General features: G+C 62.7%; 21 protein-coding genes and 1 pseudogene. 11 read left to right on the forward strand and 11 right to left on the reverse strand.

What is annotated here, in order from left to right; translation table 11 throughout:
- The first annotated feature begins 88 nt into the window (after window positions 1-88).
- Window positions 89-1,570: a mannitol dehydrogenase family protein gene (locus tag NVV79_RS02950; RefSeq protein ID WP_303986091.1), complete on the forward strand. Its 1,482-nt coding sequence runs from the start codon at window positions 89-91 to the stop codon at window positions 1,568-1,570.
- Window positions 1,571-1,674: 104 nt separating this feature from the next.
- Here NVV79_RS02950 and NVV79_RS02955 read toward each other — a convergent pair.
- The 7 genes and pseudogenes from NVV79_RS02955 to NVV79_RS02985 all read right to left on the reverse strand — a co-directional run bounded on the left by NVV79_RS02955 (window position 1,675) and on the right by NVV79_RS02985 (window position 9,731).
- A pseudogene (locus NVV79_RS02955) lies at window positions 1,675-2,830 on the reverse strand (iron-containing alcohol dehydrogenase).
- Between the two features lie 141 nt (window positions 2,831-2,971).
- On the reverse strand, window positions 2,972-4,351 hold the full coding sequence (locus NVV79_RS02960) for an aldehyde dehydrogenase family protein (protein WP_303986094.1): 1,380 nt from the start codon (window positions 4,349-4,351) through the stop codon (window positions 2,972-2,974).
- 134 nt (window positions 4,352-4,485) lie between these two features.
- Window positions 4,486-5,850 (reverse strand): glutamine synthetase family protein, encoded by a 1,365-nt coding sequence (locus NVV79_RS02965; RefSeq protein ID WP_303986095.1) that lies wholly within the window; start codon window positions 5,848-5,850, stop codon window positions 4,486-4,488.
- A 52-nt stretch (window positions 5,851-5,902) separates the two neighbouring features.
- Window positions 5,903-6,961, reverse strand: coding sequence for a TRAP transporter substrate-binding protein (locus NVV79_RS02970; protein WP_303986097.1), 1,059 nt, complete (start codon window positions 6,959-6,961; stop codon window positions 5,903-5,905).
- A 126-nt stretch (window positions 6,962-7,087) separates the two neighbouring features.
- Window positions 7,088-8,413: a TRAP transporter large permease subunit gene (locus tag NVV79_RS02975; protein ID WP_303986099.1), complete on the reverse strand. Its 1,326-nt coding sequence runs from the start codon at window positions 8,411-8,413 to the stop codon at window positions 7,088-7,090.
- Window positions 8,410-8,922 (reverse strand): TRAP transporter small permease subunit, encoded by a 513-nt coding sequence (locus NVV79_RS02980; protein WP_303986101.1) that lies wholly within the window; start codon window positions 8,920-8,922, stop codon window positions 8,410-8,412. The genes NVV79_RS02975 and NVV79_RS02980 overlap by 4 nt, the downstream gene beginning before the upstream one ends.
- Before the next feature lie 38 nt (window positions 8,923-8,960).
- Window positions 8,961-9,731, reverse strand: coding sequence for an N-formylglutamate amidohydrolase (locus NVV79_RS02985; RefSeq protein WP_303986103.1), 771 nt, complete (start codon window positions 9,729-9,731; stop codon window positions 8,961-8,963).
- Between the two features lie 94 nt (window positions 9,732-9,825).
- Here NVV79_RS02985 and NVV79_RS02990 point away from each other — a divergent pair, with 94 nt between their 5' ends.
- Window positions 9,826-10,659: a MurR/RpiR family transcriptional regulator gene (locus tag NVV79_RS02990; protein ID WP_303986104.1), complete on the forward strand. Its 834-nt coding sequence runs from the start codon at window positions 9,826-9,828 to the stop codon at window positions 10,657-10,659.
- A 181-nt stretch (window positions 10,660-10,840) separates the two neighbouring features.
- Here the strand turns inward: NVV79_RS02990 and ppk2 are convergent, their stop codons facing one another.
- Window positions 10,841-11,698 carry a polyphosphate kinase 2 gene (ppk2, locus tag NVV79_RS02995; protein ID WP_303986106.1) on the reverse strand — a complete coding sequence of 286 codons (858 nt, stop codon included), beginning with the start codon at window positions 11,696-11,698 and terminating at the stop codon, window positions 10,841-10,843.
- Window positions 11,699-11,787: 89 nt separating this feature from the next.
- Here ppk2 and NVV79_RS03000 point away from each other — a divergent pair, with 89 nt between their 5' ends.
- Window positions 11,788-13,071, forward strand: a complete 1,284-nt coding sequence (locus NVV79_RS03000; protein ID WP_303986107.1) for a cell wall metabolism sensor histidine kinase WalK — start codon at window positions 11,788-11,790, stop codon at window positions 13,069-13,071.
- Window positions 13,072-13,397: 326 nt separating this feature from the next.
- Here NVV79_RS03000 and NVV79_RS03005 read toward each other — a convergent pair whose 3' ends face one another.
- Window positions 13,398-13,961: a GcrA family cell cycle regulator gene (locus tag NVV79_RS03005; protein ID WP_303986400.1), complete on the reverse strand. Its 564-nt coding sequence runs from the start codon at window positions 13,959-13,961 to the stop codon at window positions 13,398-13,400.
- Window positions 13,962-14,329: 368 nt separating this feature from the next.
- Between NVV79_RS03005 and NVV79_RS03010 the strand changes: the two genes are divergently transcribed.
- The 6 genes from NVV79_RS03010 to NVV79_RS03035 all read left to right on the forward strand — a co-directional run bounded on the left by NVV79_RS03010 (window position 14,330) and on the right by NVV79_RS03035 (window position 20,259).
- Window positions 14,330-15,529 (forward strand): aspartate aminotransferase family protein, encoded by a 1,200-nt coding sequence (locus tag NVV79_RS03010; RefSeq protein ID WP_303986109.1) that lies wholly within the window; start codon window positions 14,330-14,332, stop codon window positions 15,527-15,529.
- A gap of 117 nt (window positions 15,530-15,646) precedes the next feature.
- Window positions 15,647-16,579 carry an ornithine carbamoyltransferase gene (argF, locus tag NVV79_RS03015; RefSeq protein WP_303986111.1) on the forward strand — a complete coding sequence of 311 codons (933 nt, stop codon included), beginning with the start codon at window positions 15,647-15,649 and terminating at the stop codon, window positions 16,577-16,579.
- 162 nt (window positions 16,580-16,741) lie between these two features.
- The gene (locus tag NVV79_RS03020; RefSeq protein ID WP_246132942.1) at window positions 16,742-17,764 is read left to right on the forward strand and encodes an Hsp33 family molecular chaperone; all 1,023 of its coding nucleotides are present in this window, start codon (window positions 16,742-16,744) and stop codon (window positions 17,762-17,764) included.
- A 104-nt stretch (window positions 17,765-17,868) separates the two neighbouring features.
- A complete protein-coding gene (locus NVV79_RS03025; RefSeq protein WP_303986112.1) occupies window positions 17,869-18,588 on the forward strand; it encodes a LuxR family transcriptional regulator in 720 nt (239 codons plus the stop codon).
- Window positions 18,589-18,721: 133 nt separating this feature from the next.
- The gene (locus tag NVV79_RS03030; RefSeq protein WP_303986113.1) at window positions 18,722-19,375 is read left to right on the forward strand and encodes an acyl-homoserine-lactone synthase; all 654 of its coding nucleotides are present in this window, start codon (window positions 18,722-18,724) and stop codon (window positions 19,373-19,375) included.
- A gap of 2 nt (window positions 19,376-19,377) precedes the next feature.
- Window positions 19,378-20,259 (forward strand): hypothetical protein, encoded by an 882-nt coding sequence (locus tag NVV79_RS03035; RefSeq protein ID WP_303986115.1) that lies wholly within the window; start codon window positions 19,378-19,380, stop codon window positions 20,257-20,259.
- Here NVV79_RS03035 and NVV79_RS03040 read toward each other — a convergent pair.
- Both NVV79_RS03040 and NVV79_RS03045 read right to left on the reverse strand, forming a co-directional pair.
- Window positions 20,222-21,031: a hypothetical protein gene (locus tag NVV79_RS03040; RefSeq protein ID WP_303986117.1), complete on the reverse strand. Its 810-nt coding sequence runs from the start codon at window positions 21,029-21,031 to the stop codon at window positions 20,222-20,224. The genes NVV79_RS03035 and NVV79_RS03040 overlap by 38 nt on opposite strands.
- Window positions 20,992-21,213, reverse strand: a complete 222-nt coding sequence (locus tag NVV79_RS03045) for a DUF6471 domain-containing protein (RefSeq protein ID WP_303986118.1) — start codon at window positions 21,211-21,213, stop codon at window positions 20,992-20,994. Before NVV79_RS03045 ends, NVV79_RS03040 begins: the two co-directional genes overlap by 40 nt.
- Before the next feature lie 105 nt (window positions 21,214-21,318).
- Between NVV79_RS03045 and NVV79_RS03050 the strand changes: the two genes are divergently transcribed.
- Window positions 21,319-22,278, forward strand: coding sequence for an IS1595 family transposase (locus tag NVV79_RS03050; protein WP_303986119.1), 960 nt, complete (start codon window positions 21,319-21,321; stop codon window positions 22,276-22,278).
- An 86-nt stretch (window positions 22,279-22,364) separates the two neighbouring features.
- The gene (locus NVV79_RS03055) at window positions 22,365-22,874 is read left to right on the forward strand and encodes a Panacea domain-containing protein (RefSeq protein ID WP_303986120.1); all 510 of its coding nucleotides are present in this window, start codon (window positions 22,365-22,367) and stop codon (window positions 22,872-22,874) included.
- The last annotated feature ends 5 nt before the right edge of the window (window positions 22,875-22,879 follow it).

Genomic DNA, 22,879 nt, shown 5'->3' on the forward strand with positions numbered 1-22,879 from the left:
CGTAGAGACGGGTGAATGACATAGCAGCGCTCTTCCATACAAGATGAAATCTGACTATGGTGCGCGCGATTTCATCCCGGAGACGTCCATGACGCGCCTCAGCGCCAGCATCCTTGCCAATGCCCCAGCCGGGGTTCGCATGCCCGATTACGACCGCAGCCGGATCACGGCAGGCATCGTGCATCTGGGTATTGGGGCGTTTCATCGCGCGCATATGGCTGTCTATGTCGATGACCTGCTGCGGGATAATCCGGACTGGGCCATTGTCGGCGCTAGCCTGCGCCGCCCCGACACCAAGGAAGCGCTGGAGCCCCAGGACGGGCTCTATACCGTGGCCATCCGCGATGCCGAGGGCACCCATCCGCGGGTGATCGGCTCGATCCTTAGAGTGCTCGACGCCAATACAGAGCGCGAGGAATTGCTGGCGCTGATGGCGAGCCCGGCCATCCGCATCGTCTCGCTGACGGTGACGGAAAAGGGCTATTGCCACGATCCGGCAACGGGCGAACTGGACCAGCGCCACCCCGATATCGTCCACGATCTTGCCAATCCCACGACGCCGAAATCGGCGCCGGGCATGCTGGTCGAGGCGCTGGCGCGGCGGCAGGTGGCGGGCATCGCGCCCTTCGCGGTGATGAGCTGCGACAACCTGCCGAGCAATGGCGAAACAGTGCAGCGGATCGTCACCAAATTCGCCAGCCTGCGGGATGCGGCTCTGGGCGAATTCGTGGCCAGCGTGGCTTTCCCCGGCACGATGGTGGACCGCATCGTGCCATCCACCACCGATGCCGACCGCGAGACGGTGGCCGGGCTGATCGGGGCGGAGGATGCCTGGCCGATCATGACCGAGCCCTTCACCCAATGGGTGATCGAGGATCATTTCCCGCAGGGCCGTCCGCCTTTCGAGAAGGCCGGGGCGCAACTGGTCAAGGACGTGGAACCCTTCGAGCGCATGAAGCTCAGGATGCTCAATGGCAGCCACTCCACCATGGCCTATCTGGGCTACCTGGCGGGCTATGAGTATATTTCGGACGTCATGGGCGACGCGGATTTCGTCAGGCTGATCCATGGACTGATGACCGAGGAGGCCATGCCGACGCTGGATATGCCGGGGGTGGACCTGGGCGCCTATCGCGACCAGTTGCTCGACCGCTTCCGCAACCCGGCATTGAAGCACCGCACCTGGCAGATCGCCATGGATGGGAGCCAGAAGCTGCCGCAGCGGTTGCTGGGGACCATCCGCGAACGGCTCAAGGCCGGGCAGGGCTTCGAGCGGCTGGGGCTCGGGGTAGCGGCATGGATGCGCTATGTCACCGGCATCGACGAGAAGGGCGAGAATATCGACGTGCGCGACCCGCTTTCCATGCGGATGATGGCGATTGCCGCCGATGCGGGGGATGACGCCGAAGCGCTGTATGAGGGGCTGGCCGGACTGGTGGAAGTGTTCGGCACGGACCTGGCCGACAACCAGGCGTTTGGCGAGACGGTGGCGACGGCGCTGGATGCGCTGTTCGAGGATGGGGTGAAGGAGACGGTGCGGGACTTGGTGGAAGGGGATACCCCCTCCTAACCTCCCCCTGATAGGGGGAGGAACCTCTCCACTCGAAGGCACTATCCTGCCACGCACACTGGCGACTCCTCCCCCTTTTAGGGGGAGGTTGGGGAGGGGTACCCTTAAACCCGCCCCTCCATGGCCCGGTCGAAAATCTCCAGCGCGCGGGCCTTGGTTAGTTCGATAGAATTGCCGCCCGCCGTGGGATCGACGATGGCCATGTCGCCGATCAGATCGCGCTGGCTGGCATCCACCTTGAAGTCGGCCAGCGTATGCGGCACGTCGAGGCGCATGCGCAACCCGATGACGGCGTGCTGGAAGGCCTCGAAGCTGGGGGGCGAGGCCGAGATAGGCCGCGAGCCGGGCGATGCGGGCCTCGATGGCCGATTTATTGACCGCCAGCACATAGGGCATGAACACCGCATTGGTCATGCCGTGATGGGTGTCGTAGAGCGCGCCGACCGGGTGGCTGAGCGCATGGATGGCGCCGAGCCCCTTCTGGAAGGCGGTGGCGCCCATGGCGGCGGCGCTCATCATGTGGCCGCGGGCCTCGACGTCATTGGGGTCGGCATAGACCTTGGGCAGGTTCTCGAAGACGAGGCGAATGCCTTCCACGGCAATGCCGTCGGCCAGCGGGTGATAGCCGGGGGCGCAATAGGCTTCGAGGCAATGGGCCAGCGCATCCATGCCGGTGCCGACGGTGATGAATTTGGGCATGCCGACGGTGAGTTCGGGATCCGCGATGACGACCTTGGGCATCATCAGGGGATGGAAGATGACCCTCTTGGTATGGGTCGTCTCGTCGGTGATGACGCCGGCGCGGCCGACTTCCGAACCGGTGCCGGCCGTGGTGGGCACGGCGACGATGGGGAAAATGCCCTTGGGATCGGCGCGGGTCCACCAATCGCCGATATCCTCGAAATCCCACATCGGGCGGGTCTGGCCGGCCATGAAGGCGATGACCTTGCCGACATCGAGCCCGGAACCGCCGCCGAAGGCGATGACGCCGTCATGGCCGCCTTCGCGCAGCACCTTGATGCCGGCTTCGACATTGGCCGAGATGGGGTTCGGCTTCACATCGGCGAAGACGCCAACCGGGATGCCGGCATCTTTCAGAAGCTGCACCGTCTTTTGCGTGACCGGGAGGTTGACCAGCCCGGCATCGGTAACGAGCAGAGGCCTGGTTATGCCTGAAGATTTGAGGGCTTCGGGCAGTTCGGCGATGCGGCCGGGGCCGAATTTGACTGATGTGGGGTAGTTCCAGTTGGCTTTGGTCATGTCGATGCTCCTTGCCACGCCCTCGTGGTTCGAGGGTCGCTGCGCTCCCGCCCTACCATGAGGGCTACTGGGGGCGCTGAATTCAAAACAGCCCTCATGGTGAGGTGCGCTTCTTCCGCCTTGAACCACGAGGGCGTGGCACTATGCCTTCAAATGATAGCTCTTCGGCTGGGTCAGGTTCGCATAGCCGATCTCGCTCAGCGCCCCACCCTTGCCGGTATCCTTGACCCCGGTCCAGACCAGGGCCGGATCGAGATAGTCGCACCTGTTGGCGAAGACCGTGCCGGTCTCGACCTGGGCACCCAGCCTGGCGGCGGCGTCGAGGTCCTGGGTCCAGATCGAGGCGGTGAGGCCATAGGGGCTGTCATTCATCAGGGTGACGGCCTCGGCATCGTCAGCCACCTTCATGATGCCGACCACGGGGCCGAAGCTCTCCTCGCGCATGACGGACATCTGATGGTTCACATTGGTCAGCACTTCGGGCACCAGATAGGGCGAACCGGGCTTGTCGAGGTCGTGCCTGACATTGAGATGGCGGGTAGCGCCGCCGCGAATGGCTTCGTCGGTCTGCTGGCGGACATGATCAGCGAAGCTGCCGCGCGCCATGGGGCCGACGATGGTGTCGGCATCGAGGGGATTGCCCAAAGTCCAGCCCCTGGCATTGTCGATGAAGCGCTCGACGAAGCTACCATAGACGGCTTCATGCACATAGATGCGCTCGACGCCGCAGCAGGACTGGCCGGAATTGAAGAAGCTACCATCGACCAGGTTTTCGACGGCATTGTCGAGGTCGGCATCCGCCCGGACATAGGCGGGGTCCTTGCCGCCCAGCTCGAGGCCGAGCGTGGCGAAAGTGCCGGCGGCGGCCTTCTCGATGCGGCGGCCGCCTTCCACCGAGCCGGTGAAGTTGATGTGATCGATGGCGCCCGAGGCGATGAGCTTTTCGGTATCGGCGTGGCCGAGAACCAGATTCTGGAACAGGCCGGCGGGGAGGCCGGCGCTTTCGGCGGCGGCGGCGAAGCGCTCGCCGGCCAGCAGCGTCTGGCTGGCATGCTTGAGGATGATGGCATTGCCGGCCATCAGGCCCGGCACAATGGAATTGACCGCTGTCAGGAACGGGTAGTTCCACGGCGCAATGACCATGACCGTGCCCAGGGCCTCGCGGGTTATATAGCGGGTGAAGCCGTCCTTCTCGGGCCGCATGGAGGGCGCCAGCGCTTCGGCGGCCAGTTCGATCATGTAGCGGCTGCGCTCCTCGACGCCGCGTTTCTCGCCGCCAAAGCGAACCGGCCGGCCCATCTGCCAGGCGAGTTCTGGCACGATGTCGTCATTGGCAAGCAGCAGGGCATCGACGAAGTGGCTGAGGATCTTCTGCCGCTCGGCAATGGTGGTCTCGCCCCAGGCATGGCGGGCGGATTTGGCGCGGATGACGGCGCCCTCGATCTCGGCGGTGCTCGCCAGCGGCCGCTCGGCATAGATGCTGCCGTCGATAGGGGAGATGATCTTGACCGTGTCGGTCATTTTTCGGGCCTCTTGTATCTTCCGCAATGTCATCCCCGCGAAAGCGAGGATCCATCCTGAGATCTCGGGATGGGCCCCGGCTCAAGGCCGGGGTGACACCGAGTATGTGATGCGTTCTGTGGCAGTAAGGAGACTCAGCTCCGCTCGAACCCCCGCTTCAATTCCCAGTCCGTGACCCGCCTGTCATATTCCGCCTGCTCCCATTCCGCCGTGTGGACATAGTGATCGATGACCTGTTCGCCGAAGGCTGCTTTCAGCATTTTGGACTTGCGCATCGTGTCGGTGGCTTCGCGCAGGGTCTTGGGGATTTCGCGGAGTTTCTTGGTCGTATAGGCGTCGCCGACAAAGGCGGGTTCGAGATCCAGCCTGTCCTCGATGCCCTTGATGCCGGCGGCGAGCAGGGCCGCTATGGCCAGATAGGGATTGAGGTCGGCGCCGCCAATGCGGCATTCGACACGGATGGATTTGCTGCCTTCTCCGCAGAGGCGGAAGCCGGCGGTACGGTTGTCGGGCGACCAGATCGCCTTGGTCGGCGCGAATGTACCGGCCTGGAAGCGCTTGTAGCTGTTGATATAGGGCGCGAGGAACCAGGTGATGTCGCGGGCATAGGCGAGCTGGCCGGCCATGAACTGTTTCATCAGCGAGCTCATGCCGCGCTCGTCCTTGGCATCGACGAATAGGGGTTTGCCCGCCTTGTCGGCCAGCGACATGTGGATGTGGCTCGAGGAGCCTGCGAGGGCATAATCCCACTTGGCCATGAAGGTTACCGCCTTGCCCGCGGCCCAGGCGATCTCCTTGGTGGCGTTCTTCAGCACCACATGGCGGTCGGCCATGGTGAGGGCGTCGGCATATTTGACATTGATCTCTTCCTGGCCCGGACCCCATTCGCCCTTGGAGGATTCGACGGGAATGCCCGAGGCCTGCAGATGCTTGCGCAGGGCGCGCATCACGCCCTCTTCCTTGGTGGTCTGGAAGATGTGGTAATCCTGGATGTAGTCGCCGGCCGTCTGGGCCTTGGCATGGCCCTTCTGGCTGATCGTGCGGTAATCCTCGTCGAAGAGGTAGAATTCCAGTTCCGTGGCCGCATTGGCGGTATAGCCCATGGCGGCGAGGCGCTCGATCTGGCCCTTGAGGATGGCGCGCGGGCTGTGCGGGATCGGCTCATGGTGATGATGATCGGCGAGGTCGCAGAGCACAATGGCCGTGCCCTCGAGCCAGCTCGCCTTCATCAGCGTGGTGAGATCGGGCTTCATGACGAAATCGCCATAGCCCTTGCCCCAGTTGGCGGCCGCGTAGCCGGGCACCGGCTCCATGTCGATATCGTCGGCCAGCAGATAGTCGCAGCCATGCGTCTCGTCATTGGCCGTTTCGAGGAAATATTCGGCCTGGAAACGCTTGCCGATCATCCGCCCCTGCATGTCGGGGAAGGCGACGAGCACCGTATCCATGCTGCCGGCGGCGACATCCTTGCGCAGGGCGTCCAGGGTATAGGCGGCCATTCAAGTCTCCGGGCGGTTGTGCCGGCCGCGCGAACGCGACCGGCAAAGCATTTCAACTGTAGCGATAGGGTGCGCCGGCCAGTTGCATGTCGGCATTATACTTCTTGATGATCTCGACCACGCGGGCGCTCCGGTCGGACTGCTTGGCGATCTCGTCCCAGAAGGCGACGGCATCGGTTTCCACCTGCGCCCATTCGGCGGCGGGAATGGTGGTCAGTTCGAGATTGCCATTGATGCGGTAATTGGCCTCGCCGGCCCAGTACCAGTGCTGGCGGTAGTAGTGCGAGGTGTCGATCATCATGCGGTAGAGCTGCTGCAGATGCGGCGGCACTTCGTTCCACTTGGCGGTGTTGACGAAATAGGAACCCGCCCAGGCGCCCGACAGCGGGTTGGTCAGGTAGTATTTGAGCGCATTGGCCCAGCCCACCGTATGCAGCTCGGTGGTGCCGCACCAGCAGATGCCGTCGAGCTCGCCGGTCTGCAGGGCCGGCTCGACGTCTTCATAGGGCAGTGAGACCGGAACGACGCCGTATTTGGAGAGGAACTGCCCGGCCGTGGGGAAGGTATAGACCCGCAGCCCGTTGAGGTCGGCCAGCGAATTGATCGGCTTGGTGGTGCCGAAATTGCACGGATCCCAGGCGCCGGTGGAAAGCCAGGTCACATCGGGGATTTCGGCATAGGCCTCTTCCCAGATTTCCTTGAGGCCCCGCCAGTGCCACAGGGCCGGCACGTCGAGCGAATAGCGCGAGGCCAGCGGGAAATAGGCACCGAACACCTTGACGTCGACAGGCGCGGCGGCGGAGTCGTCGTCGCTCTGGGCGGCGTCGATTGTGCCGGTCTGGACGGCACGGAACAGCTCGCCATGCGGCACCAACTGGTCGGCGGTGTAGAGTTCGATGACCATTTCGCCATTGGCGGCGGTGTTGAACCAGTCGATGGCGTTCTTGACCACATGTTCGGCCAGTGCCGGACCGGCATAGGTCTGCAGGCGCCAGCGGATCGGTGTCTGTGCCCTGACATAGGGCGTTGCCAGGGCCGTGGCGCCCACGGCGCCGGCGGTGGCGAGGCCTGCCCGCTTCAGAAAGCTACGCTTGTTGAGAAGATCAGTCATGTCTGCTTATCCCCTGTGATGTGACGCCCCGCGCAGTCTGCCGGAACGCCTGGTTGAACTCGACGTCGGACTAGCTCGGCCAGCGCCCCCTTTTCTGTGTTGGTTTCCCTCTCACAAAAGTTCTCCTCATCGTCCGGCATAAAGGCCGGGCAGCCACAGCGCGATCTGCGGGAAGATCATCAGCAGGATCACGCTGAGGACCATGAGCAGCACGAAGGGCAGGATGGAGCGATAGATGTCGGCCAGGGTGATCTCGGGCGGCGCCATGGCGCGCATGAGGAAGAGATTGTAGCCGAAGGGCGGGGTTATGTAGGCGATCTGGCAGGTGATCGTGTAGAGAATGCCGAACCAGATCAGATCGAAGCCGAGCAGGCGCACCAGCGGAATATAGAGCGGCGCGACGATGACCAGCATGGCCGTGTCGTCGAGGAACATGCCCATGACGATGAAGCTGAGCAGCATCAGGATCAGGATGCCCCAGGGGTCGAGTCCAAAGGTGTTGAGCAGCAGGTTCTCGATGGCCCGCACGGCGCCCAGCCCGTCATAGACGGACGAGAAACACAGCGCGCCAAGGATGATCCAGAGGAACATGCAACTGATCAGCAGCGTGTTGCGCGTGGTGGATTCCAGCACCTGCCAGTTGAGCTTGCCCGACAGCGCCGCCGCGACGGTGGCGAGCAACGCGCCCACGGCCGAGCTTTCGGTGAGGCTGGTAATGCCGGTGAGGAACAGCGTCATCATGATGGCGAATACCGCCACCGGCATGATGCCCTCGCGCAGCAGCACGAGTTTCTCGCGCAGGGTGATTTCCGCCAGTTCCTCGGGCGAGATGGGCGGCCCCAGCTCGGGCTGGATGCGGCAGCGGATATAGACATAGACGCCGAAAATGGTGGCCATCATCAGGCCGGGCATGATGCCGGCCAGCCAGAGTTCGGTGATCGGCGCCCGCGCGATCATGGCGAACAGCACCAGCACCACGCTGGGCGGGATCAGGATGCCCAGGGTGGAACCGCCCTGGATGACCCCGGTGACCATGATCTTGTCATAGCCGCGCTTGAGCAGTTCGGGCAGGGCGATGGTGGCGCCGATGGCCATGCCGGCGACGCTGAGGCCGTTGATGCAGGAAATCAGCACCATCAGCCCCATCGTGCCCAGCGCCAGCCCGCCGCGCACCGGGCCGAACCAGACATGGAACATGCGATAGAGGTTGGAGGCGATGCCGCTCTCGCTCATCATGTAGCCCATGAACACGAAGAAGGGCACGGTGATCAGCGGGTACCAGTTGAGTACCTGGAAGGCCTGGTTGAACGGCATTTCGACCGCGCCATTGCCCCAGAGCCAGAGGGCGGCGGCCGAACCGACAAAGCCGATGACGCCGAAGACGCGCTGCCCGGTGAAGAGCAGCACCATCATGGTGGCGAACATGAAGAGGGTGATGAGTTCAGGTGTCATGAAATGGGCCTACCCATGGCCTGGGCAATGTCCCGGAACAATTGCGCGATGACCTGAAGGAGCATGAGGAAAATCCCAAGACTCATGGCGACCTTGACGGGCCAGAGCATGGGCGACCAGGCGGTGTAGTTCTTCTGGCCATACTGGATGGCATATTGCGTGCTCGAAATGCCGCCCCAGAGCAGCACCACCAGGAAGAAGATGACGGCCAGCAGGGTGATCGCATCCAGAACCGACTGTCCGCGCCGGGAAAACCGGCTGTAGAACAGGTCCATGCGGACATGCGAGCCGTGCTGGAAGGCATAGGCGCCGCCCAGCAGGTAATAGGCCGAGAGCAGGAACTGGGTCATTTCCAGCGCCCAGTTGACCGGGGCGCCGAATACGGCGCGCGACACGGTAGACCAGAGCATGATGGCGGCCATGACAAAAAAGATCGCCATCGCAAACCGCCCGGCCAGGCGGTTGATGCGATCGACCCATGTAACGAAGAAGACTATCGGCTGTGGCACTGTGCTGCTTCCTGTCTCTTGGTCATGGCTTCCTCTGCCTATCCGTGTTTGGCCGGCCGCAAAGCCTGCCGCGCGGTCTCCAGACACCGCCCGAGCCGGTCGGCCCACAGGGTCACCCCGGTGGGGTCGAGAATTTCGTCATTGCGGATTTCGATCATCGTGGCGGGAAGGCCCCGTCCATCGCCATGCTTTTCCAGCGTCAGCGTCACCCCGTTGAGGGCCGCATAGGGCTCGTTCCAGCCCAGGTTGAGATCGGGAGCTTCGTCCTTGAGCGCGTCGAACAGCGCCCGGGTGAAGCCGGTATCCACGCCATGGATCAGCCCGATGGGCCAGGGGCGGGCAATGCCGAGATAGACGGGGGTGAAGGAATGCATGCAGACCAGGATCGTCTCCTGCCCGGCATGGCGGCGCGCCTCGAGCAGCGTCTCGATGGCGGCATGATAGGGCCGGTGGAAATGGTCGATCCGATATTGCCGCTCGGCCGCGTCGAGATGCTCGTTGGCGGCAATGCGGGTGCTTTCGGAGAGTGTCCAGATCAGGTCGGGCGCGTCGAGTTCGCGATTGCAGTCGATGACGATGCGCGAAACGGTGGACTGCACCAGCGGCGCATCGAGCCGATCGGCCAGGCGCTGGCTGACGGCCAATGCGCCAGGGTCCCAGGCGATGTGGCTCAGCCGCTCGGTGGGAGTGAGGCCCAGATCGCCATAGCGGGTGGGAATGCGGTTGCTGGCATGATCGCAGACGATGACGAAGGGCGACGCCCCGCGCGCATTGGTGACCAACACCGCTTTTTCACCGCTGACGTCCACTGCACCCCCCTACGCAGCATCGGTTAACTTCTGTATCAGTAGTTCCACACTGGTCAAAACTGTCAATGCTGAAATCATAAATTCAGAGGGCCGCATGGAAGGAAAATCGGTTGCCGGACGTATTCACGATGCGATCCACCGGCTGACAGCGGCCGAAAAACGCGCCGCGCGCGGCCTGCTCGGGTCGTATCCGACCCTGGGCCTGGCCCCGGTCGCCGAATTCGCACAGCAGGCGGGGGCCAGTTCGGCCACGGTGCTGCGCTTCGTGTCGGCGCTGGGCTACAAATCCTATCCCGATTTCCAGCGCGCTTTGCGCGAGGAACTGGAGGAGCGCTCCAAGTCGCCGCTACAGCGCAGTTCGACCAGCGATGTCAGGGCGGATGCCGATGCGCAGTTCCTCGATCGCTTCGTGGCCCAGGCGGTGGACAATCTGCGCGGCTCGGCGGCGCTGATCCCGGCTTCCGAATTCGAGGCAGTCTGCGCCCGGCTCGCCGAGAACCGGGGCGCCTGCTACCTCGCCGGCGGACGCTTCACCGATTTCCTGGCCGGTTATATGGAAGCCCATCTGCGGGTGATCCGGCCGGGCGTGCGGCGGCTCGACGGCCGGCCGGCGACGCGGGCCGACCAGATGATCGACGTGAAGCCCGGAGACCTGGCGATCATCTTCGACGTGCGGCGCTACGATCCGAGCCTGATCGACGTGGCCACCGAACTGGCGGCGCGGCGGGCGCAGATCGTGCTCATCACCGACGAGTGGATGAGCCCGGTCAGCCGCTTCGCCAAGCTGGTATTGCCCTGCCGGACGGAAATGGGCCGGACCTGGGACGCCAATGGATCGCTGTTCACGCTGGCCGAAGCGGTGATCGCCCGGACCACGGAACTGAGCTGGCCCACCGCCAGCAAGCGCATAGGGAGTATCGAGGCGTAGCGCCTACCTTACTGGGTGTGGCTTACCCCCACCCTCATTCCCTCCCCACAAGGGGGGAAGCCTGTCCGGTGGGCGATGCAATATTGGACCACTGACGTTGGTCATGCGCCTCCCTCCCCTTGATGGGGAGGGATTGAGGGTGGGGTGACGGGCCCTCCCAGCAACGGGAGGTCAGGAGGCCCTATTCTTCCCCGTCTTTGTGCAAAAAGTCCTTCGCGCTCAGCACGATCTTGCCGTCGACTTCGCCAATGGCCTTGCCGTCCTTGCCCTTGTAGTTCAGCCTGTCGAGCACCGTGCGGATGACATTGAGGCGGCTGCGGCGCTTGTCGTTGGCGCGGATCACCGTCCAGGGCGCATGCTTGCTGTCGGTCCGGGTCAGCATGGTATCGGCGGCATCGGAATAGGCATCCCACTTGCCCAGCGCTTCCAGATCCACCGGCGAGAGCTTCCAGACCTTGAGCGGATCGTGCCGCCGGTCATGGAACCGCTTGAGCTGCATTTCTCGGCCTATGGAGAGCCAGAACTTGAAGAGGTGGATGCCGTCCCTGGTGATGCGCTTCTCGAATTCGGGCGCTTCCTCGAGGAAATGCTCGGTCTGTTCGGGCGTGCAGAAACCCATGACCGGCTCGACGCCGGCCCGGTTATACCAGGAGCGGTCGAACAGCACGGTTTCGCCCGCCGCCGGGAACCAGTCGACATAGCGCTGGAAATACCACTGTGTGCTTTCCCGGTTGTTGGGCTTGGGCAGGGCGGCGATGATATTGTAGCGGGGATTGAGATTTTCGAGGTAGCGCTTGATCGTGCCGCCCTTGCCGGCGGCATCGCGGCCCTCGAAGACGATCATCACGCGCTCGCCGCTCTCGGCGAGATGGGCCTGCAACGATACCAACTGCTTCTGTAATTCGTACATCTGCTCTTCATAGCTGTCGCTATCGAGCTTATCTTCGTATGGGTAGTTGCCCGAGGCCATGGCGTGTTTCTTGATGGCTTTGGGCAGGTCGGGATTTTCAAGGTCGAAGCCGGTAAAGGGATCGGTCATGCTGTCTCTCCGCTGTCATATCCACCGTGCTATGAGAACGCCCGCGCGCGCAAGGGGCGTCGCAACTGGTTGATTCCCGGAAACAAAATATGGACGAGCCGCAAGACAGCCTGCCCGCATCCCGCCTGGCGATAGCCTTGGCGCGTATCACTGCGCAGGCCGGCCTGCTGGCCGGTATATTCGGCGTATTCGCCGCGCTGGTGCTGTTCGGCGAGCTGGCGCCGGTCGCGGCGCTGGTCGGTTTTCTCGTCATCATGGCCGGCGTCGCCATCCTGCCGGGCAACACGATCACCGTGACGCGGACGGCGGACCTGCCGCGGCCTGTTCTTGATGATGATGACGACGCGGTCTTCGCTTTTGCCGACGCGCTGGCCGATCCCTGCCTGGTGCTCGACCGGCGCAGCGTTGTGGTTCACGCCAATGCCGCGGCGCACCGGCAGTTTCCCGCCGTGAGCAATGGCAACCCCATCACTTTTTCCCTGCGTAACCCCGAACTGGTGCAGGCCATCGACACGGTCATGCGCAATGGCACGGTGCGCAGTATCGAACTGCATGAAACCGTGCCGTCGGAAACCTGGGATAAGGTGGTGGTGTCACCCCTGCGCCAGCCGGGCCGGGACTGGCTGACCGACGAAGACCGGCAACTGGTAGTCACGGTCCAGAGCCTGACCGAACTCAAGCGCGTCGAGGCGCTGCGCAGCGATTTCATCGCCAATGCCAGCCACGAATTGCGCACGCCCCTGGCGTCGCTGCTGGGCTTCATCGATACGCTGCTCGGCCCGGCGGCCAAGGATGCGGCAGCGCGCGAAAAATTCCTCGGCATCATGCGCGGCCAGGCCGAGCGCATGAGCAAGCTGATCGACGATCTCCTCAGCCTGTCGCGCATCGAAATGCACCAGCATGTGCGGCCCACCGGCAGCATCGACCTGGCGGGACTGCTGCGCGAAGTGCGCGAGGGGCTGATGACGCAGGCCAAGACGGCCGATGTGGAAATCCGCCTGACGCTGTTCGAGGGGCCGAGCAACACGACCGGCGATCGCAGCCAGCTCTATGAAGTGTTCGAGAACCTGCTCGACAATGCCATCAAATATGGCGCCGGCGGCAAGTTCGTCGAGGTGAGCCTGGCGCCGGCCGAACGCGCCGGCTTCCAGCACCAGGTGACGGTCATCGACCATGGGCCGGGTGTGGAGCCCGAACATGTGCCGCGCCTGACCGAACGGTTCTACCGCATCGATGCCGATGCCAGCCGCAAGAAGAAGGGCACGGGCCTGGGGCTGGCCATCGTCAAGCACATCGTCAACCGCCATCGCGGGCAGATGACCATCAGGAGCAAGCCGGGCGAGGGCATGCGGGTGGATGTGTTTTTGCCGTAGGGGATAACCCGCTCCCAGCCTCCCCCTGTCAGGGGGAGAAGCCGTGCTGGTGGGTGGGCGATATTGTGCCGTAGCCGCGATCCCCTTCTCCCCTCGTGGGAGAAGGTGCCCGAAGGGCGGATGAGGGGGCTTGGAGTGTTCTCCGCTAGCTTTGAAGCATGGGATGGCGCAGAACCCCTCACCCTCGCAAATCTGCTGAACGCAGATTTTCTATCCCTCTCCCACAAGGGGCGAGGGGGAACTCCACTCTTGGCGCGCGCATGGTGCCGCGCACCCAAACGAAAAGGGCGCCTTGCGGGCGCCCTTCTTTATCCTGCATTCCGCGACTAGCGCCGCTTCTTGTCGACCTGGTGGTAGGCCCGGCGCGAGTGGAATTCGCAATAGGGGCCGGTTTCCAGGCTATGCTGGCCGCAGAAATAGAAGTCCTTGGTCAGCGGATCGCCGATCGGCCACTTGCAGGTATGCTCGTTGAGTTGCAGCAGGTTGAGGCGCTTGTCCTCGGGGATGAACAGCTCGGCCACGGCCGGCGCAACATAGAGGTCAGCTTCCAGCTGCGGATCATGCGCCAGGGCCGTGGCACCCACCGATTGCGGGCGCGACATGGACGACCGTACCTTGCCGGCGCCACCCATGCCGGAAAGACCGGAAGAGGGGCTGGCAACGCGGCGCGGCGCCGGGCGCGAGGCCGGACGGGCGCGCGGGGTCGAATTGGTCGGCTTGGCACGCGCCGAGAGCTTGAGGCGATGCACCTTGCCGATCACGGCATTGCGGGTAACCCCTTCGCCGAGTTCGCCTGCAATCTGGCTGGCCGAGAGACCTTCCATCCAGAGCTTTTTCAAAGTCTCGACGCGCTCGTCAGTCCAGCCCGCCGGTTGTGCTCCTGAAACCATCGTCAAAACAGAATCCTTCATTGCGCCGCCAAATGATAAATGGCAGCCATCAAACGCTAGGCGTCGTATGTCAGGTGGGTCCGCCACACGAGATATCGTGTTCCCAATGCCATGGAGTTTACGACATCGGCGGAATCGGGATCAAGAGTCGGGCTCGACTTTCCCCGTAAATTCACTGGTTAAAATTGTCCTAACAAACTCCCGAGTCAAATCAGGCACTTGGGGCATAATCATTGACTTATCTGGCAAAATTGGCCTAACTCTGACGCCGAAACGCGCTGCGCAACGAGCGCGTTTTTGGTTTTTGTGGCGCTATTGTCACGCTGCGCCGCTAACCTGCTTTCAACCCGCCACAGAAGGAAATAACCATGTCTGCGCTCTACGGCACCTATGCCCGGTCCGATCTCGCTTTCGAGCGGGGCGAGGGTATGCGCCTGTACGACCAGCATGGCCGAGACTATCTCGATTTCCATTCCGGCATCGCGGTCAACGCGCTGGGCCATGGCGACCCGCATATCGTGTCAGCGCTGAAAACGGCGGCCGACAAGGTGTGGCACACCTCCAATGTCTTCACCATTCCCGAGCAGGAAAAGCTCGGCCAGCGGCTGGTCGATGCCACTTTCGCGGATTCGGTATTCTTCACCAATTCGGGCGCCGAGGCGCTGGAATGCGCCATCAAGACGGCGCGGCACTATTTCTGGGCCAAGGGCGAGACCGACCGCTACGAGATCATCGCCTTTACCGGCTCCTTCCATGGCCGGACCATGGGCACGATCGCGGCTGGCGGCAATCCGAGCTATCTCGAAGGCTTCGGCCCGCCGATGGGCGGCTTCAAGCATACCAAGCCGGGTGACCTCGACGCGGTCAAGGCGCTGATCACGCCGCAGACCTGCGCCATCCTGATCGAAACGGTGCAGGGCGAGGGCGGGGTAACCGCCATGACCCCCGAATTCATGCAGGGCCTGCGCGCGCTGTGCGACGAGCACGGCATGCTGTTGGTGCTCGATGAAGTGCAGTGCGGCTATGGAAGGACGGGGCGGTTCTTCGCCTTCGAATGGGCCGGCATCACCCCCGATATCGTGGCGGTGGCCAAGGCCATTGGCGGTGGCTTCCCGCTCGGCGCGTGCCTCGCCAGGGGCGATGTCGCGGCCTCCATGGTGCCGGGCACGCATGGCTCGACCTATGGCGGCAATCCGCTGGCCACGACGGTGGGCAATGCCGTGCTCGACCGCATTCTCGCGCCGGGCTTCCTCGACCATGTCAACCAGATGGGCCAGAAGCTGGCCTGGCACCTGCAGCAACTGGCGCAGAAATATCCTGATTATGTGCTGGAATTGCGTGGCAAGGGCCTGCTGGCCGGCATCAAGATCACCCCGCCCGTGCGGGACTTCGTGGCGCGGTTGCGCGACGATCACCGCCTGCTGGCCATCGGCGCCGGGGACAATGTGCTGCGGCTGATCCCGCCGCTGATCGTCACCGAGGCCGATATCGAGGAAGCCATGGGCAAGCTCGCCGCCGCTTTCGATGCGATCGAGGCGGAGACGGCTTCGGTTCCGGCGGTGGGATAGATGGATCTGAGCGTGCGCTATTACGGTCGGCGACGACGCGGCCTGTTTCCTCCTCCCTGAGGGGAGCGAAGACTTGCGTATGCACCGAACCCATAGCGTCATAAAGGAACCCGGCCCATGACCTCGACCGGCACCCCAAGGCATTTTCTATCGATCGACGATTTCACCTATCCCGAACTGCGCGGCATGCTCGACACCGCCGCATCGCTCAAGGCGCGCCTCAAGGAAGGTGACCGCCCGCAACCGCTCAAGGACAAGGTCCTGGCGATGATCTTCGAGCGGCAATCCACCCGCACCCGTGTCAGCTTCGATGTCGGCATGCGCCAGCTTGGCGGCGAGACCATCATGCTATCAGGCCAGGAAATGCAGCTCAGCCGCGAGGAGACTCTGGAAGACACGGCCAAAGTGATGAGCCGCTATGTCGATGCCATCATGATCCGCATCCTCAGCCATGCCGACCTGCTCGAACTGGCCGAAGGCGCCACCGTGCCCGTCATCAACGGGCTGACGCGCCGCGCCCATCCCTGCCAGATCATGGCGGACCTGCAGACTTTCGAGGAATATCGCGGCAATATCCGGGGTGCCAAGGTGGCCTGGGTCGGCGACAGCAACAATGTGCTGCATTCCTGGGTGAATGCCGCCGAACTGTTCGAATGCGACCTGACCATCGCCACGCCGGAAGAATACAGCCCCGAAAAGGACCTGATGGACGACATCCGCCGGGCCGGCGACCGCGTCCGGTTGATCGAGGACCCGCGCGAGGCGGTCGAGGGCGCCGATCTCGTCATCACCGACACCTGGGTATCGATGGGCGACGTGGACGCCGCCGAGCGCCGGCGGGTCTTGAAACCCTACCAGGTCAATACCAATTTGATGGGCTTGGCGGCCAAGGACGCCCTCTTCATGCACTGCCTGCCCGCCCATCGCGGCGATGAGGTGACCGACGAGGTTATCGACGGTCCCCAATCGGTGGTGTTCGACGAGGCCGAAAACCGCCTCCACGCGCAGAAAGCCATCCTGTGCTGGGCCTTCGGGGTCGACGTCAACTAAACCCTGATATTGACCGGATTCATGAGTAGACCTCATGGTGAGCCTGTCGAACCACGAGGTTGTGCCGCCATGGTGCCACGCCCTCGTCCTTCGACAAGCTCAGGATGAGGTCTACTGGTATTTCCGGCCGGGCCGAGCCGACCTGAAAGCCACGTGACCACGATGACCACGGATACGACTGCCATGAGCGAGAACCTGATGAGTGCCCTCGGGCTCGACCGGCCGGAAAGCGGCGACGACACCGTCGTGCCGTTCACCCTCGACCAGCTCGATACGCGCGGCCGCAGCGTGCGGCTGGGCGAGGCGCTGGACACCATCCTCAGCCGCCACAACTATCCCGCCCCGGTCGCCCGCCTGCTTGGCGAGGCGGTGCTGCTGGCCGCCCTGATCGGCTCGTCGCTCAAATTCGAGGGCAAGTTCATCATGCAGACCCAGACCGATGGGCCGGTGAACCTGCTGGTGGTCGATTTCGACGCGCCGGACGGGCTGCGCGGCTATGCGCGCTTCGACCATGACGCGGTGCTCAAGGCCGCCGAAGAGGGGCGCATTCAGCCTGGCGAACTGCTGGGCAAGGGCCACCTGGCCATGACCATCGACCAGGGCCCCAATACCGAGCGCTACCAGGGCATCGTCGCCCTGGAAGGCAATTCGCTCGAGGAAGTGGCGCATACCTATTTCATGCAGTCCGAACAGATCCCGACCCAGGTCCGCCTCGCGGTGGCCGAGTTCACCAGAAAAGGCGATCACCGGCCGCATTGGCGTGCCGGCGGGGTGCTGATCCAGCATCTGCCCGAGCATGGCATGTCGCAAATGGCCGATCTGCCGGGTGACGGCAATTTCGACAATCCGGAAACGGCCGACCCCGACTTCGAGGAGGCCGATGGCTGGACCGAGGCGCGGGTGATGCTGGCAACGGTCGATGACCTGGAGCTGGCCGACCCTGATCTGAGTTCGGAACGGCTGCTGTTCCGGCTCTACCACGAAACGGGCGTGCGGGTGTTCACCCCGCTCCCCATGGTGGAGCGCTGCACCTGCTCGGCCGATCGCATCGAGGACATGCTGGCCACCAGCTTCACCGCCGAGGATCGCGAGGAAATGGCCGTGAATGGCGAGATCGAAGTGGTCTGCGAATTCTGCTCGACCGCCTATCACTTCAATCCGCATCATTTCGACACCAAGCACTGACACAGAGAAAAACGGCCGCTCCGGCGACCGTTTCCGATCGGCTTGCCAAGACTCTCGAATATGATCAGTATTCGAACATAAGTATCCGGGTGTAGGGGTAACCGGTGAACGCCGATTTCATGTCGATTATCGAGGCAATCCAGCAGCAGACCGATAGTGCTGGCATCCGCGAAATCATGTATGGTGCCATCGAGAATTACGGCTTCAGGAGTTTCATTATTTCCGGCCTGCCGGATCGCGGGCAGGACGTGCGGCCCTTCGTGCTGCTCTCGGGCTGGAACGAGGAATGGTACGAGCGCTATGCGGATCTGGGCTATGTGCATCTCGACCCGGTGGCGCGGAACTGCTTTTCCACCACCAAGCCCTTCGACTGGTCCGACGCGCCCTATGACCGCGAGGCCGACCTGCCGGCCCGAAGGGTGATGGAGGAAGCGCGCGATTTCGGCATGGATGAGGGCTTTTGCGTGCCTATCCACATGGAAGGCGGCATGCAGGGTGCGGTATCGCTGGTGGGCGGGACGCAGGAGCTCGACGACAAGAGGCGGCTGGAACTGCACATGCTGGCGCTCTACGCCCATGGCCAGTTGCGCTTTCTCAGCAGCAGTCGCCCCGACCTGGCGCCGCGCCGCGCCATTACCGGTCGCGAGAGCGAAGTGCTCAAATGGGTGGCGGCCGGCAAGACGGCCGGAGAGATTGCCGACATTACCGGGCTTTCCACCCGCACGGTGAACCAGCATTGCGAGAATGCACAGCAGCGGCTGGGTACCAATAACAGGGTGCATACCGTAGTCGAGGCGATCCGGCACAAGCTCATTACACTCTGACCGAGCCTGCCTGCTGTAATGATGCGGGTGTGGCCAGCAGTTTTCTGCTGTCATTGTGATTTATACCAATATCGCTCGCCTTGAGGGACGTGCCTAACTGGCGCGTCATCTTGTGCTGTGGGGGGCAGAAGCGATGAGGGTATATTCGATCCGCGCGCCTGCGGACCGCTATTCTATTGACCTGCTGGAACGCAATTACCGACTGAGACACACGATTTTCGTCGATATGCAGGGTTGGGAGGCGATCCGTCGCCCCGACCGGCGCGATATCGATGCCTTCGACACTGGTGACGCGACCCACCTCCTGCTGCTCGATGGCGAGGAGCTGGTGGGTGGTTCCCGCTTCACCCCGCTCGACAAACCGAACTTGCTGCAGACTGTCTTTCCCGGACTTGTGCAAGGAACATTCCCCGCTCCGCCCTCGCATGGGGCCGATTGGACGCGCTTTTACGTGCGACCCGATCGACGCGAGGGCCGGCGGCGCGCGCCGGAGTCTGCAGCCCTTTTCTGCGCGATGATGGAATATGCCCTGCTGGAGGGCTATTGCTTCATCACTTTCGTCTCGACCATCTACATGCTCGAGCATGGCGTGAGCATGGGCTGGCGCATCACGCCGCTGGGCGCACCGGCACTGATCGACGGCAAGCCCACCTTGGCCGCGTGGATCGAGGTGAGCGAAGAGGCGCTGGCCAATGTCCGCCGCGTCACAGGACAGACCGCGCCCATGCTGGTCGAGCGCGGCATGAGCCATGACACCCTGCCGGCACCGGCCGCCGCGCGCCACTGACCATGTCGGACGCGCTGGAATTGATCAGGGCCATCCTCGCCGTGGATGGCCTGGAGGAAGCTGCCGCCCTGGAGGTGCTGGAGGCCGCGCTGGGGCGCGAGGTCGATGTGCTGCGCTATTGCGCCGCCACGCTCGGCCTGGGCGCGACCCTGGTGATGCAGCGCGCCGCCGCCTGGGCCGGCTATGCCTGTTTCGACCGCGTGCCGCGCGGGCTGAAAGGGCGGACCGAACCGACGCGGCTGGAGGCACTGGCCGATGTCCGCATGTTCCGGGTGCAATTGCTGGACCGGGAAATCGCCGTCGCTTCCCCGGACTTTTTCGGCATCATCCGCCTCAAGCACCGGCTGGCCACCACGCCGCGCCTGAGCAATCTGCTCTGCCTCGTGCCCGAGCCGGCTTTGCGCGATTACCTTGCCGAGGCGGCGGCGCCGGCACTGATCGACGCGGCCCGCCAGACCCTGGCGCGACGCTGGCCCTATGCTTCCGCTCATCTCGAACTCACCCGGCCGGCGCGTGCCGGCTTTGTCGGCGCCCTGGCGCTGCTCGTTGGCCTGCTGTTGCTGGCGCCCTACTTCGCCCAGCTCTGGCTGCTGCCGCTGGCCTGCGCGACATTGCTGGCGCCGGCCGCAATCCGGCTTGCCGCACTGTTCAATCCCGTCCCGCCCTGCCCGCCGCCGCATCGCCCGCCGGATGAGGAACTGCCCGATTATTCGGTGCTGATCCCGCTGCGCAGCGAGGCCGATATGGTGCCTCAGCTTTTCGCCGCCATGGCAGCATTGGACTATCCGGCCTTATGTATCAAACGCACCAAGCCGGTGGGCCGTCATGATTGCGGCGGCACTCGTCTTAGTCGCTTCGGTTGTTCATGGCGCTGGCGTCAATGAAGGGCCTCCCGTCAGGGAAGAACGACAGATTGCCGCGCATTATGAGGCGGTGCCTCTTGCCGAAAACATCCTCATATCTCAGCAGCGCACCGACGATGATGAAATACTTCTTATTGGTGAACATCCATTTGGCTTCTTCATCCAGAGGGATGGCCCCTGTACAGGCGGCGGTATATGTCTCGCCGGGCCCGATCTCAATATACCCTACTCGCCAATCCTCACTTCTGAATTTGCCGATGGGGAACTTTGCTCCCGCGAGGCTTCTCACCCCAATCGTCAGGAAGGACAGCTTTACGCGCTTAGCAGGTGTCTGCCCGGCATTGACGAACACGGCCTCGATTCTCGTGTTCTGCCCTATCCCAAAAGTGACGACGTCAACTCTCCGGACGCCGACATAGGCCCTCAACTGGCGGGTGGTGGTTTCGCGGGCGATTTTGTTCGCCTCAACAGCAGCCTCGGCGGTCCGCTCGGTCTCAATGAAAGTGCGACGGATCAGCACCAACGCGCGCCAACTAACGCCAGTGGCGACGAGAGCGAAGATTGCCATGACCCATTGCGCTGCCCCGTCACCAAAGATCAGGTGATCTTCCGGGCAGACGGGTTCGTATTGCTGCTGGCCGCTTTCATTTACTTCGGTGGGAGCGTAGCAGCCTACTTGATAATTAGCCTCGTGACGGGCGTAGAGCCCCATAAACGAGACAAGGACGATCGAGGCGATAAGAAGCGCTAGAACTACAAGCGCAGGTCGGTCGTTTCTATCGCCGCTAAACATTGCAGTAGAAACGCCGCCGTGAATTTGCCCCTAGAGAGCTTATTGCGCACGTTGGCCTCTTTCTCGTCAACGCCTATCGCCGCAAGCTTGTCCACCAGGCCCGCATAGGTCACGCCTTTGCGCTTCAATTCAGCTTTGAGAAGGTTGGCCGCCTTCATTTCGAAGTCGGTTTTTTCGACCATGTAATCACCTGCGATGCAAAATGTATCGTAAATGATGACATAGGCCCTTGCGCCCAGTACGTCAACGTACTATATCCGATACATAGGTATCGGAGACGATGACAAATGGCCGTACATTTCCTGCTCAGCGCACAGGCCCGCACCCTGTCCCTCAAGGAAATCTACAAGGGTGGCGAAGAAGCCGCCTACGAGACGTTCAAGTCCATTCGCTGGGCTGCGAACGAAGGTCATGCCGTTTGCCCGCGTTGCGGCTCTGTTGAGAGCTACGAAATCACCACCCGCCGCAAGTTCAAGTGCGCCGGTTGCGGGCACCAGTTCAGCGTCACCAGTGGCACGATCTTCGCCAGCCGCAAGATGGCGTTTGTCGATCTGCTGGCCGCGATCTGCATTTTCGTCAACGCTGTGAAGGGCCTCAGCGCCTTGCAGCTCAGCCGCGATCTGGACGTCCAGTACAAGACCGCCTTCGTCCTGTCGCACAAGCTGCGCGAGGCGCTTGCCGCCGAAGTGGCTGGCCACACTCTGGACGGTGAAGTTGAAATCGACGGCGCTTACTTCGGTGGCTATATCCGCCCGGCGAACCTCAAGGACGACCGGATCGACCGCCGCCTTGCCCAGCACCAGACCGGCGCCCGCCGTGTCGTGGTGGCCCTGCGCCAGCGTCAGGGCCGCACCCTGACGTTCGTTCGTCCGACCGAAGCCCATGGCGTCGAAATCGCAATGCAGGTCGTGTCGCGCAAGTCGGTGATCTTCGCTGACGAGGCAGGCCATTGGGACAACCTTCACGAAGGCTGGACCACTGGCCGCATCAATCACAGTGAGGCTTACTCACAGGACGGCGCGAACACCAATCAGGTTGAGAGCTTCTTTAGCCGCCTGCGCCGCATGGTCACTGGCCAGCACCACGGCGTTTCGCCCAAGTACCTGCACCAGTACAGCGCCCATGCTGCTTGGCTGGAAGATCACCGCCGCCGCTCGAATGGCGACAATGCCAACGCTGCACTGGCGAACGCCATGGCGCACCCGGTGAGCCGCAATTGGGCGGGGTATTGGCAGCGGGCGCAGTAAGCCGTTGAACTAATTGAACATTAATAACCCCTTGAATCTCAAGGAAGAATCCATTATCTTCCACATTCAACAGAGGGTGCATCCCAATGACCGACACGCCTACTTATCTTTATAAGCCAGCGTGGGTCGCAAACTCTTTCCTCGTCCGCGCCAAGGATGAGAATGACTATATCGACCCACTGAAAATACAGAAGCTTGTGTACAATCTTCACGGTTGGCACCTAGCCACTACAGGTATGCCCGCAGTTGGCGAGCGTTTTGAAGCTTGGCCAAAAGGCCCAGTCTTGTCGTCGTTGTACCATCGCTTCAAGCAGTATCGCTGGGACCCAATTGCTCGCCTTGCGGCGGACATCAATCCGACCACTGGGCAATTTGAGGCAGTGACAGTGCCTGCGTCCGATGAGCAGTTTCAGCGCATTTTTGACCTAGTGTGGAACCGCTATAAGGGATTGAACGGCACCCAGCTTTCGGCCCTGACGCATGCGGACGGCACACCGTGGACTAGGGCTCGATCTGCTCAGCTTGAATATATTCCAGACGCCTGGATACGCGACCATTTCGTTGAAATAGCGTCTAGAGACGCAGCTCCCGCGTAAGGAAC

The sequence above is a fragment of the Devosia ginsengisoli genome (genome assembly GCF_024707105.1).
GTDB classification, from domain to species: domain Bacteria; phylum Pseudomonadota; class Alphaproteobacteria; order Rhizobiales; family Devosiaceae; genus Devosia; species Devosia ginsengisoli_A.

Excerpts from the sequence above, each read along its gene's own strand:
- NVV79_RS03055 (WP_303986120.1), top strand. The coding sequence starts at position 22,365 with ATGACCGACACGCCTACTTATCTTTATAAGCCAGCGTGGGTCGCAAAC.
- NVV79_RS02990 (WP_303986104.1), top strand. The coding sequence starts at position 9,826 with ATGGAAGGAAAATCGGTTGCCGGACGTATTCACGATGCGATCCACCGG.
- NVV79_RS02960 (WP_303986094.1), bottom strand. The coding sequence starts at position 4,351 with ATGACCGACACGGTCAAGATCATCTCCCCTATCGACGGCAGCATCTAT.
- ppk2 (WP_303986106.1), bottom strand. The coding sequence starts at position 11,698 with ATGACCGATCCCTTTACCGGCTTCGACCTTGAAAATCCCGACCTGCCC.
- NVV79_RS03005 (WP_303986400.1), bottom strand. The coding sequence starts at position 13,961 with ATGGTTTCAGGAGCACAACCGGCGGGCTGGACTGACGAGCGCGTCGAG.
- argF (WP_303986111.1), top strand. The coding sequence starts at position 15,647 with ATGACCTCGACCGGCACCCCAAGGCATTTTCTATCGATCGACGATTTC.
- NVV79_RS03050 (WP_303986119.1), top strand. The coding sequence starts at position 21,319 with ATGGCCGTACATTTCCTGCTCAGCGCACAGGCCCGCACCCTGTCCCTC.
- NVV79_RS03040 (WP_303986117.1), bottom strand. The coding sequence starts at position 21,031 with ATGTTTAGCGGCGATAGAAACGACCGACCTGCGCTTGTAGTTCTAGCG.
- NVV79_RS03010 (WP_303986109.1), top strand. The coding sequence starts at position 14,330 with ATGTCTGCGCTCTACGGCACCTATGCCCGGTCCGATCTCGCTTTCGAG.
- NVV79_RS03035 (WP_303986115.1), top strand. The coding sequence starts at position 19,378 with ATGTCGGACGCGCTGGAATTGATCAGGGCCATCCTCGCCGTGGATGGC.
- NVV79_RS02970 (WP_303986097.1), bottom strand. The coding sequence starts at position 6,961 with ATGACTGATCTTCTCAACAAGCGTAGCTTTCTGAAGCGGGCAGGCCTC.
- NVV79_RS03000 (WP_303986107.1), top strand. The coding sequence starts at position 11,788 with ATGGACGAGCCGCAAGACAGCCTGCCCGCATCCCGCCTGGCGATAGCC.
- NVV79_RS03030 (WP_303986113.1), top strand. The coding sequence starts at position 18,722 with ATGAGGGTATATTCGATCCGCGCGCCTGCGGACCGCTATTCTATTGAC.
- NVV79_RS02950 (WP_303986091.1), top strand. The coding sequence starts at position 89 with ATGACGCGCCTCAGCGCCAGCATCCTTGCCAATGCCCCAGCCGGGGTT.
- NVV79_RS03020 (WP_246132942.1), top strand. The coding sequence starts at position 16,742 with ATGACCACGGATACGACTGCCATGAGCGAGAACCTGATGAGTGCCCTC.
- NVV79_RS02965 (WP_303986095.1), bottom strand. The coding sequence starts at position 5,850 with ATGGCCGCCTATACCCTGGACGCCCTGCGCAAGGATGTCGCCGCCGGC.
- NVV79_RS03045 (WP_303986118.1), bottom strand. The coding sequence starts at position 21,213 with ATGGTCGAAAAAACCGACTTCGAAATGAAGGCGGCCAACCTTCTCAAA.
- NVV79_RS02975 (WP_303986099.1), bottom strand. The coding sequence starts at position 8,413 with ATGACACCTGAACTCATCACCCTCTTCATGTTCGCCACCATGATGGTG.